Here is an 11,542-nt window from a genome sequence, read left to right as displayed (position 1 = left end):
TGCGGATGCGGAAAACCGCCGGCGCCGCGGCCTGTGGCCGTGCCCCGAAAATCTTCCAGTCAGCGAAAGTTAGATTGCGCTCGGCCTTAATTCGAGTAATTTTATAGAGATTGTTCCATATGAAAGCGGAAGCGATTGCCCCTGATCGCCGCGCGCGCAGAAAGTGGTTTCCGGTCCCCAATGCCTTCGGTTTTGCCAACCATGTCTTCGGTTCTTGATCTCGAGCACCTCTCCATTTCCTATGCCGGAGCCAGGCGCATCCACCGCGCGGTCGATGACGTCTCGCTCTCCATCGCCCAGGGCGAAGCGCTCGGGCTGGTCGGCGAATCCGGTTCCGGCAAGAGCTCGGTGGCGCTGGCCGTGCTGCGCTACCTGCCCAGGCACGCCCGGGTCGAGGCCGCGCAACTGGCCTTCGAAAATCGCGAAATCCGCGACCTCTCGACCAAAGAGTTGCGCCGGCTGCGCGGCGACCGCATCGCCGCCGTGTACCAGCATCCGGGCTCGGCGCTGAACCCGAGCATGACCATTGGCGGGCAGATCACCGAGACGATCCTGCGCCATCGCCCGATGCACCGTGACGATGCGCTTGGCCGCGCCGCGCAACTTCTCGGCCGCGTCCGCGTCGCCAATCCCGAACGCGTGCTGCGGCTCTATCCGCACGAACTGTCGGGCGGCATGCAGCAGCGCGCCAACATCGCCATTGCCATCGCGCTCGACCCGGCGCTGCTGGTGATGGACGAGCCGACCACGGCGCTCGACGCCAGCGTCCAGTCCGAGATCATCGCCATTCTCGACGATCTGCGCCGCGAGCACCGCACCAGCATCCTTCTGATCAGCCACGACATCAACCTGATCCGGCGTTCCTGCGACCGGGTCTCGGTGATGCAGGCGGGCTCGATCGTCGAAACCGGCGCCGCCGGGGAAGTTTTCGACAACCCGCGCCATGCCTACACAAGGGCGCTGGTCGCCGCCATTCCGACGCTCAACCGCACCAAGCGCGACGGCAGGCTGGCCGAGGATGCCAGCGCCGTGGACCTGAGTTCGAACGTGCCGCCCGGCGAGCAGGCGGAAAGCGCCCTGCCCGCGCCGCAGCGCGAAATCGCGGTGTCTTGCCGCGGCATAAGACAATCCTTCGGCGGCCAGCCGGTGCTGCACGGCATCGATCTCGACATCGCCAGTGGCGAGACCTTCGGGCTGATCGGCGAATCCGGCTCCGGCAAGTCGACGCTGGCCCGCATCGTCACCGGGCTGCAGCCGCCGACGGCGGGCACGGTCGAACTGTTCGGCAAGACCGTGGCGCCACTGGTCGAACGGCGCCAGCCGGGCGAGCGGCGCGATGTGCAGATGGTATTCCAGTCGCCCGACCGCACGCTCAACCCGCGCCAGCGCATTGGCCGCATCCTCGGCCGCCCGTTGCGGCGGCTGGCCGGCCTGCCCCGCCGCGCGGTGCCGCGGCGCGTCGGCGACCTCCTGGCCTCGGTACGCCTCGCCCCCACCACGGCGGAACAAAAGCCCGGCACGCTGTCGGGCGGCCAGCGCCAGCGCACGGCCATCGCGCGCGCCTTCGCCGGCCTGCCGAGGCTGGTGGTGCTGGACGAGCCGACCTCGGCCCTCGATGTCTCGGTGCAGGCGACCGTGCTCAACCTGCTCAACGACCTGCAGAAGAGCAAGGACACCGCCTACCTCTTCATCAGCCATGATCTCAGGGTCGTGCGCTACATGGCCGACCGCATCGGCGTGCTCTATCGCGGCCGCCTGGTCGAGACCGGTTCCTCCGACCAGATCTTCGCCGGCCCCAACCATCCCTACACGCAAGTGCTGCTGGCGGCGTCCTCGAACGATGGGCTAGCGACGACCATGGCCGAAGCGCAGGCCGCCATCGAAGCCGGCCCCGGCGGCTGCGCCTTCGCCGGCCGCTGCCCGCTGGCCGATGCCGGCTGCCTTGAGGCCGAACCTGTTGCCCGGGAGGTTGAAGCAGGCCACTACATCGCCTGTTGGAAGCGCGCCGGCTGAGGTTGGCCTACCCGCCGAGATGAAGCGGGTGCACCGGCGACTCGAGCAGCTTCATGCTGAGCGCCAGATCCGGCAGACCGCCATGACGAAGAACTCGCGGTAGCAGAAGTCGAGATCATCGAAATGAAGATCAAGCCAACCGGCCTCGCTCGCTTCGTGGCCGGTGGACGTTTGGTTCCTGGCGGACAAATGATGCCCCCCCATGGCGCGGCGGGGATAGAGGCGCACCCAACGGAACCGACGCCGGCCTACGCCGGCAGCGATGGCTCGGTGTTCGGCTCCAGCGGCTCTTCCGCCTCGTGGTCTTCCGGAAGCACGTCGCCATGCACCCCCAGCGGCCGGCCGATCCAGACCGGATCGACCAGATGGTCGCGCTTGGGGTTCTCCGTATTCGGGTGGATGAGGATGCTCAAGCCGCCATGGTTCAGCATCAGCCAAGGCACGAGCGTGCCGAAAATCTCGTTGGCGAAGGAGACCTGGTACATGGCCTGGTCATGCGGGCCGACTTTCCCGTCGTGCCAATTGCCCAGGCGCACGCGGAACCGCTCGCCGATGCGAAGACGCAGCCATTCGGCATGTTGCCGCTCGGTCTCTCCGTCATAGTAGATGTGGGCGTGATAGCTGGCGATTTCCGCGAGAGGCCTTGGACTGGCTTCGTTGATCACAGTGCTCTCCTTCGATGCTTGTCGCGCCCGGCAGGCCGAAGCGCGGAGGCGGACCCTGTTCCACTTGTTTCGGCAACGTGGCGAATGTCCAGGCATTCAGCCCAAGAACGAGGTTTTAAGCAAGGTCATCCGACCGCCACGAGGTTCTCGGCACCACGGCCGATGCGAAGCTCACCAGCGGACGAGAGATCGGGACGGCCTTGCCGCCATCGCGCGACATTGCGCGCAAACGTTTTTGTTGTTTGAGGGCGAGCGCGCTCGGGCCGACGTCGGGAGTCCGTCCGGCTATGCAGTGATTTGGCTCCTGTCGCCCCGCTTACGCCACGGCGGTCTCATTGACATGCTCTCCCAGGATTCGCTTGATGATCTTGTCGAAATCGTGAGAGTCGGCGCCGTTGACTTTAATCAGGGGCCATCCGCCCTGGCGCAGGCATTCGCCGACCTCCCGCGATATATTGGCTTGCTTCAGACCCCTCTCCACGCCGAGTTCGAACAGGAGGACCTCGATGAGCGGTTGCGCGGCATGGCGGTCCATAAGACGGCGGCGCAAGGTTTCCTGCGGCGCATCGATTTGGATAAGGACATCCGGCCGCGGCAGGAACGCCAGCGTGTCACGAACCGCGTCGATGCTTGGACTGCGCGCCAGCAGAACCAGCGCGCACAAAGCCTGGATCAGGCCTTCCTCGAAAATGAAGTAACCTTCCGATTCCTGCGCCTTGCGCCAGGACTCGCATAGCTGGGCGATGTCGACCTTCATGCGCCACGACCATGTGCGGCTCCGCAGGGGGATTGATGCCAGAAGCCGCGCCGCTACCCCGTCCTTTGGCAAGGTCGATAGCAAGACAGGGGCGGAGGTGGCGATCTTTTTGCCAATACGGCCAATGCCATGACGTACCTCCGGGCCGTCATCCTGGGCCGAGCCGTATTCGATCAGGCGATAGCCGTTCACTGTCTTGACGTTGATGCCTTGCTTCGCCATCCCTTGGCAGAGGCCGCGAAGAAGTGTGGTCTTGCCTGCACCAGGCGGCCCAAACAACTCGATAATCATGCCGAAATGCCCAACGTCTCCAAGCAGGCACACACCCACCTGCGACCCAAAGCTTAGCCGGATTACACCCCCCACCAACATTCATTTGAATGACCCTTCAGCCCCGTGGACTCTTGGGAAGGCTCAGAGGTTCCCACCGCCGGAGACACGCGGCATTGGCCCTGGGCAAGCGTCTCGCGGCCGGGGAAATTGAGGCGGACCCGGCCGTTTTCCGGACGGGAATTAGATTAGTTCCGGCGAGGATGGACCGGGAAAAAGCTGCCCGGTCAAGATCGAGACATCATCCGAATGATTGATGAAAAGATTCCGGTGGCGAGCGATGGTCGACATTCAGCTTGGTGGGGCTCTGAATGTCTCCAGCGTATTTGCAATCGGAAGCGGTGGATCAGGATCTACAGGCGGAGTGTCGAACAACGACACTCCGCGGATGGTCAACCGTGCCCGAATATGCTCTCGACGAGGGTGGGCCTGTCTGGCGCCCCTATCAGCGGATGGGCGCCGATTTTGCGGACATTCCCATCTTCGATCACCTTGCAGACGTCGCAAGGCAATATCCGGACAAGCTCGCGATCAGCGACGGCGCCGACCGCCTGACTTACTCCGAGCTTTTGCGGGCTGTCGAGACACTGTCACGCCGTCTCGCCGCCGTCGTCCCCGAGGGACAGGCGGTCGGAATCCTTCAGGCCAACTCGGTCTGGTACCCGGTGGCAATGCTGGCGAGCATGGCGGCCGGACGGCCTTCGGTCCCGCTCAACATCAGGGACCCGGGCTCCCGGATCATCGAGATCGTGAATGCCGCGCGGCTCGGCGCCATCATAGGCGCCGGAAATGGCCGTCCCATCGATCTGGCGCGGCACGTGCTGTGGGTCGACATTGCCGCCGGCGTCGCGCCGGACGCTCAACGGGCATCACAACAACCGCCGCTCGTTTCCGTCGATGCGCCCGCAATGGTGCTTTACACCTCGGGTAGCACCGGACGTCCCAAGGGGATCGTCAACAGCCAACGCAGCCTGCTCTGGCGGGTCCTGCAATATGTCGACGCGTGCCATGTAAACGCGGATGACGTCTTCCTGCCGCTGACCGGGCCAGCCACGATTGCCGGTTGCCGGGAGATTCTTGCCGCGCTGCTGACGGGCGCCGCGTTGCATCTTGTCGAGGTGGAGGCGGTCGGCCTGCGCGCGGTGCGCGCCCGCGTGCAAGCCGAAGGCGTAACGGTCGCCTATCTTGTGCCGGCGCTGCTTCGGGCGCTCCTGACCGAGGCCCCCGCCGACGCTTTCCACTCACTCAGAGTGGCCCGGATCGGCGGGGAGAAGGTGTCGTGGACCGATATCGCGTTGCTGCGCAAGGCCGTTTCGGACCAGTGCCTGATCCAGATCGGCTACTCGTCGACCGAGACCACCGGTTCGCAATGGTTCTTGCCGGCGGACTGGCCGGAGCAGGACACGTCGGTCCCTGTTGGCAGGCTGCTTCCCGGGATGGCATTCGCCATTGTCGACGAAGCGGAGCGCAGTGTCGGGACAGGAGAGAGCGGGGAGCTTCTGATCAGGAGCCCCTATGTTCTGCTTGGTTACTGGGAGAACGGTGTCGTCGTTCCCGCACGACCGGACCCGGACGATCCCGGTGTTCGGATTTTTGCGACGGGCGACCTCGTTCGGCTGGACGATGATGGGTTGCTTTGGGTCGTCGGCCGCAAGGGGCGCCAGATCAAGATCAATGGCCGGCGCGTCGAACCCGCCGAGCTCGAGCGGGTCCTGCGGGGCGCGCCGTCGGTCGCGGATGCGGTGGCAATCGTGACGCCGGAGAAAGAACTCATCGCGTTCGCGGTTCCCAGGCACCCGGCCGGGGCTGCTTTCGCGGAGGAGCTTCGCCAACTCGTCAGAACGACGTTGCCGGCGCCACTGCGCCCCTCGCGGTTGCACACCATCGCCGCCATCCCGCGCCTGCCGGGCGGGAAGGTCGATTTGGCAAGCCTCAGCCAAATGGATCGTTCGGACAGAAAGACGGCGCCAGCCGCTCAACCGCCCGCTGCCCGGCCGCCGCCCGCCGGAAGTGAACTGAACACCAGGCAAATCGTGCAGCACGCCTGGATGCAGGTTCTCAACACGAGCGTTGCGGCGGGAAACTGGGACGATGCGGGAGGAGATTCGCTGCAGCTGCTGCATTGCGTCATGGCGATCGAGAACGCCATCGGCCAGGAACTGGGCCTTGAGGCCTTCACCGTCGGAATGAGCTTCAACGAGATGGTTGAGGCGGTCGCATCCGCACAGGCAGGCGACCGGCGCGAGAAGAAGCAACACCCCCCGGTTCTTTTCCTGTTTCCGGGATCCGTCGGCTATGGTCCGAGCCTGGCCGCCTTCGCGGCCGCCATGGGCAAGGTCGCCAGGGTCAACCCCATCAGGTACCCTGGCCTCGCCGCGATATTGGACGGGCATAACTCTCTCTCCGCCATGGCCGCCGCCGCAATCGAACAGATAGGCCGCGCCCAGCCTGCCGGCCCCGTGCGACTTCTCGGCCATTCGCTTGGCGGCGCGGTTGCGTTCGAGGTTGCCGCACGGCTGCTGGCCGCCGGTCGACCGGTCAGGTTTCTGGGCATCCTCGACACGAGCCTTCTGAACGAACCGAGCGACCCCTGGGCGACGCTGACCCGCACATTCCATCGCATTCGGACAAATCGCATATCCGCCCACCGGATGGCTTGCCGGGCCCTTGCGAAAATCACCGTTGCAGTTGGCTGCGAGGCGTATCTCGCCAGGTTCCTCGACCGCTCTGCCAAGGGAGAATTCAACCCGACGAGCTTCAGAACCAAACTGGAACTGCAGGAGGTCTTGCGGGCGCGGTCTTTCTTCCAGTGGCTGGACGCACCGAAACCGGCCCTGCCGATCGGCGGCACCTTGTTTCGATGCCGCCGGGAAGGAATGCCCCAGGCCTTGGGCTGGGATAGCGCCTTGGCCCGGCTGGACGTGGTTCCGATCAGCGGCAACCACATCGACCTTGTCGTGGAGCCCCATCTTGCCACCAACCGTCCCCTCATCGAGAGGGCCGTTGTGCAGACCTACTCCCCGGCCGAGTCTCGCAAAAGGGAGGATTTCTCATCGACGTGATCTCGCACTTCGGCAAGGACACGCTGCTGCTCGATGCTCCCGCGGAGGTCGATCGCATCGTTGAAACCTTGCGCACCCAGGTCCTCGGCACGCTCCATCGTCGCGGCGTGGTTGTCGGCCTGTCCGGCGGTATCGACAGCTCCGTCGTCGCCACCTTGTGCACGCGCGCGTTCGGCAAGGACAGGGTCCTGGGGCTGTTCATGCCGGAGCGGGATTCCTCCGGCGATTCGCTCAGACTTGGCCGCCGGGTCGCGGCACAGCTTGGCATTGAAAGCGTCGTGGAAGACATAGCACCGGCACTCGAGGCCACCGGCGCCTACCGCCGGCAGATCGAGGCGATCCAGACCGTCGTTCCCGACTATGGGGAGGGCTGGAAATGCAAGCTGGTGCTCGCATCGGTTCTGGAGAGCAACGGCCTCAACATCACCCGGCTCACGGTCCAGGATCCAGAGGGCAAGGTCGACACGGTGCGCCTGTCGCCTGCCGCCTACCTGCAGATCGTCGCCGCGACCAACTACAAGCAGCGCCTGCGCAAGATGACGGAATACTACCACGCCGACCGCCTCAAATACGCGGTTGCCGGGACACCAAACCGCCTTGAGTACGACCAGGGCTTTTTCGTCAAGCAGGGTGACGGGACCGCCGACGTGATGCCGATCGTCCACCTTTACAAGACCCAGGTTTATCAACTCGCGGAATATCTCGGGGTGGACGAGGAAATCCAGCGGCGAGCGCCCACCACCGACACCTTCTCCATGGCGCAAAGCCAGGAGGAATTCTATTTCGCGCTGCCCTATCATCTGATGGATCTATGCCTCTATGGCCTGAACCACGGCATCGCCGCCGATGAGGTCGCGGCGGCGGCGGGCCTCACCGAGCCCCAGCTTCAGAAAGTCTTCAAGGACATCGACGCGAAGCGGCGGGCCGCCCACTATCTTCACGCGCGGCCCTTGCTGTCCGCCGGAATTGACGAGGATTGACCGGGGATGTGCGGCATCGCTGGAATAGTGGCGCTGAACGCCGCGGCGGCTTCTCCTTCGCGTGAGGCGCTGATGCGGATGGTGGGCGCGCTGGCGCATCGCGGCCCCGACGAGCACGGCCTTTACCGGGACAGACGCGCGGGACTGGCGCATGCGCGGCTTTCCGTCGTCGATCTTTCCAGCGGCCAGCAGCCGCTCGCCGACACCGGCGATACGACCTGGATCGTGTTCAACGGCGAGATCTTCAACTACGTCGAGTTGCGGGAAAAGCTGATCGCGCTCGGCCACCGCTTCCGGACCCGCAGCGACACCGAGGTCGCGCTCCATGCCTACCGTGCGTGGGGCGAAGCAGCCTTCGAGCGGATGAACGGCCAATGGGCAATCGCAATCTGGGACTCGATGGCGGGGCGTCTCGTATTGTCGCGCGACCGGTTCGGCATTTGCCCGCTGCATTTCTGCGAGCACGCGGGCCGGCTTTATTTCGCCAGCGAGGTGAAGGCCATTTTCGCGGCCGATCAAACCATATCTCGTGCCTTTGATCCGGCCGGCATCGATCAGACTTTCACGCTCTGGACGGTCGTTCCGCCGCAAGGGGTATTCAAGGGGATCAATGAACTCGAGCCGGGGCATGTCCGCACCTACCAGGATGGCACCGTTCGCGAGCGGGCCTTTTGGCGACCTTCCTACCCCGAGATTTCCGGAGCGCGGCAGGGCGAGTTCACCGGGTCGTGCGATGAGGCGGTGGACCGCGTGCGTGGCGCCCTCGAGGCCGCGACGGCGCTCAGGATGGTACGCGCCGACGTGCCCGTCGGGTGCTACCTCTCCGGTGGACTGGACAGCTCGCTCGTGGCCGCGCTGGGAAGGCGCTTCGCCGGCGAACGCTTCCAGACCTTCTCGCTGCGTTTCGCCGACGCCGAATATGACGAGACCCGCTTCCAGCGCCTGGTTGCCGAGGCAACCGGCAGCGAGCACCATGAGGTGGTGGTTTCGCGCGGCGATATCGCCGCGATCTTTCCGGAGGTGATCCACCACACCGAGCGCCCGATCCTGCGGACCGCCCCGGCGCCGCTGTTCCTGCTCTCGCGGCTGGTGCGCGAGCGTGGCATCAAGGTCGTGCTGACCGGCGAAGGGGCTGACGAGATGTTCGCCGGCTACGACCTGTTCCGCGAAGGCAAGGTCCGCCGGTTCTGGGGCCGCCAGCCGGCATCGACACGACGCTCGCGGCTCCTGGAACGCCTTTACCCCTACCTCACCCGCTCGCCTGTGCAACAGCAGGCGATGGCGCGCCAGTTCTTCGGACGCAACATCCAAGCCCATGACGCGCCCGGCTTTGCCCATGACACACGCTGGCACACCACCAGCGCCATCAAGCGCTTGTTTTCCGCCGACATGCGCGCCGAGACCGAGTGCCGCGACGCCGTGTCCGAGTTGCTCGCCCGCCTGCCCGCGGAGTTCCCGCGCTGGAGCCCGCTTGCGCAGGACCAGTATCTCGAGGTCCAGACGCTGATGTCGGGCTATCTGCTCTCCTCGCAAGGCGACAGGATGCTGATGGCCCACTCTGTCGAGGGGCGTTTCCCCTTCCTGGACGATGAACTCGTGAGGCTCGCGAATTCGCTTCCGGCTGCCTACAAGCTGCGCGTCCTCGACGAGAAGCACGTGCTCAAACGCGTGGCGGAACCGATCGTGCCCTCCGAGATCGTCACCCGCAAGAAGCAGCCGTTCCGCGCGCCCAACGCGCTTTGCTTCGTCGCCGACGACGCACCGGAATACGTTCGCGAGGCGCTTTCGGAGACGGCGTTGCGCGAGGCCAATATCTTCGATCCGAAGGCGGTCACGCGCCTGCTCGGCAAGTGCCAGGCCAGGACCGGCGACGGCGATCTGTCCAATGCCGACAACATGGCGCTGGTCGGCGTGCTGTCGACCCAACTCCTTCATCGGCAGTTTGTCGCGAACTGCCCCAGTGCCACTCGCGACTATGCGCTCAGCGTCGACGTCAACCGCGAACATCGGGAAGAACGCTTGCATGTTGCATGATGCCGTACCCCTGCTGCATGACTACCTCGCCCACTCCGCCGGCCGGCTCGGCGGCAAGGTTGCGCTGGTGTGCAACAAGCAACGTGTCACCTATGGCGAGCTTGAAACCCGCGCCAATGCGATCGCCCGGGATCTGGCCGCGTCGGGGGTCGTGCGCGGCGACCGCGTGATGATCTTCGCCGACAACACCGTCGAGACGGTGGTGAGCTTCTGGGCGGTGCTCAAGGCGAACGCGGTGGTGTGCATCGTCAACCCGCTCACCAAGAGCGACAAGCTCGATTACCTGCTCAACGACTGCAAGCCGACGGCGCTGATCACGGACGGGCATCTGCAGGCGGTCTTCCGCGAGCCGGCGCGCGGCTGTCCCTCGCTTCTGCGCATGATCGTTTCCGGGACGATCGACGACGTCGAGCTCTCCCGATTGCCGCATGCCGTGCGCTGGGACACCGCGGTCGCCATCGCCGGCGGCGCACCGCCGGCGCGGCGCTGCATCGATGTCGATCTCGCCGCTATCATCTACACGTCCGGCTCGACCGGCGAACCCAAGGGCGTGATGCTGACGCACAGGAATATGATGACCGCCTGCACGTCCATCGCCTCGTATCTCGAGCTTGGCGAGGACGAGGTGATCCTCAACGTCCTGCCCCTGGCTTTCGACTATGGCCTGTACCAGATGATCATGGCGTTCCGCACCGGCGCCCGGCTGGTGCTCGAACGTTCCTTCGCCTTCCCGGCGCGGGTCCTTGAACTGATCAGGCAAGAGGGAGTTACCGGCTTTCCCGGCGTGCCGACCATCTTTGCGGCGCTCTCCGAGCTCAAGTCGCTCAAGGACCAGGATTTCTCACGCATTCGCTACGTCACCAACACCGCGGCCGCCTTGCCGCTCAAGCATATTCTCATGCTTCGCGAGCTGTTTTCGAGTGCACGCATCTATTCGATGTACGGCCTCACCGAATGCAAGCGTTGCACCTATCTGCCGCCAGAGGACCTCGAGCGAAAGCCGTTGAGCGTCGGGATCGCGATCCCGAACACGGAAATGTGGATCGTCGACGAACATGACAGGCGGGTCGGCCCCGGCGTCGTCGGCCAGCTCGTCATCCGCGGCGCGACGGTGATGAAGGGCTATTGGGGCAAGCCCGAGGCGACGGCCAGGAAGCTCAAGCCCGGCCCGCTGCCGGGCGAGCAGGTCCTGTACACGGGCGACTACTGCCGGATGGACGCCGAGGGTTACCTCTACTTCGTCGGCCGTGGCGACGAGATCATCAAATCGCGCGGCGAGAAGGTGGCGCCGAAGGAGGTCGAGAACGTGCTCATGAATATTCCAGGGGTGCGGGAAGCGGCGGTCATCGGTGTTCCGGACGAACTCCTCGGCCAGGCGGTGAAGGCGTTTGTCGTGATGGAGAATGGACGAACCATCGGCGAAAAGCAGTTGCAGATGGAGTGCCAGAAACGGCTGGAAAACTTCATGGTGCCGAAGTCCATCGTCGTCGTGGCCAGCCTGCCGATGACGGACACCGGCAAACTGAAGAAGACGGCCCTGTCATGAGGCGGGTTGTTTCATGTCGCTCGAAAGTGACCCCGGTCCTGGGAGAACGACATGCGTGAAAACAAGGACCTGGAAGGAGCGTCGCATGAATCCGTTTCAGCGCGATGCGCTTTGGGGGACGAAGTCGCTAGATTTATGAGGCCGCAACGGAGGGC

General features: G+C 64.7%; 7 protein-coding genes. 5 read left to right on the top strand and 2 right to left on the bottom strand.

The window, feature by feature from the left end; genetic code table 11:
• The first annotated feature begins 201 nt into the window (after positions 1-201).
• The gene (locus tag EB230_RS13615; RefSeq protein WP_172372684.1) at positions 202-2,013 is read left to right on the top strand and encodes an ABC transporter ATP-binding protein; all 1,812 of its coding nucleotides are present in this window, start codon (positions 202-204) and stop codon (positions 2,011-2,013) included.
• 248 nt (positions 2,014-2,261) lie between these two features.
• On the opposite strand, the gene EB230_RS13610 is transcribed toward EB230_RS13615, so the two are convergent.
• Complete coding sequence (locus tag EB230_RS13610) at positions 2,262-2,675, bottom strand: DOPA 4,5-dioxygenase family protein (RefSeq protein WP_056572047.1); 414 nt, start codon at positions 2,673-2,675, stop codon at positions 2,262-2,264.
• A gap of 319 nt (positions 2,676-2,994) precedes the next feature.
• Positions 2,995-3,726, bottom strand: coding sequence for an AAA family ATPase (locus EB230_RS13605; RefSeq protein WP_172372682.1), 732 nt, complete (start codon positions 3,724-3,726; stop codon positions 2,995-2,997).
• A 350-nt stretch (positions 3,727-4,076) separates the two neighbouring features.
• Between EB230_RS13605 and EB230_RS13600 the strand changes: the two genes are divergently transcribed.
• From EB230_RS13600 to EB230_RS13585, 4 genes are read left to right on the top strand one after another with little or no spacing between them, the layout of a single operon-like run.
• Positions 4,077-6,827, top strand: coding sequence for an AMP-binding protein (locus tag EB230_RS13600; RefSeq protein ID WP_172372680.1), 2,751 nt, complete (start codon positions 4,077-4,079; stop codon positions 6,825-6,827).
• On the top strand, positions 6,824-7,807 hold the full coding sequence (gene nadE / locus EB230_RS13595; RefSeq protein WP_172372678.1) for an NAD(+) synthase: 984 nt from the start codon (positions 6,824-6,826) through the stop codon (positions 7,805-7,807). The genes EB230_RS13600 and nadE overlap by 4 nt, the downstream gene beginning before the upstream one ends.
• A 6-nt stretch (positions 7,808-7,813) precedes the next feature.
• Positions 7,814-9,841, top strand: a complete 2,028-nt coding sequence (asnB, locus tag EB230_RS13590) for an asparagine synthase (glutamine-hydrolyzing) (RefSeq protein ID WP_172372676.1) — start codon at positions 7,814-7,816, stop codon at positions 9,839-9,841.
• Positions 9,831-11,387, top strand: a complete 1,557-nt coding sequence (locus tag EB230_RS13585) for an AMP-binding protein (protein WP_172372674.1) — start codon at positions 9,831-9,833, stop codon at positions 11,385-11,387. The genes asnB and EB230_RS13585 overlap by 11 nt, the downstream gene beginning before the upstream one ends.
• Positions 11,388-11,542: the final 155 nt, after the last annotated feature.

The organism is Mesorhizobium sp. NZP2234 (genome assembly GCF_013170765.1).
Taxonomy (GTDB): domain Bacteria; phylum Pseudomonadota; class Alphaproteobacteria; order Rhizobiales; family Rhizobiaceae; genus Mesorhizobium; species Mesorhizobium loti_D.
This window is presented reverse-complemented; position numbering and strand designations above follow the sequence as displayed.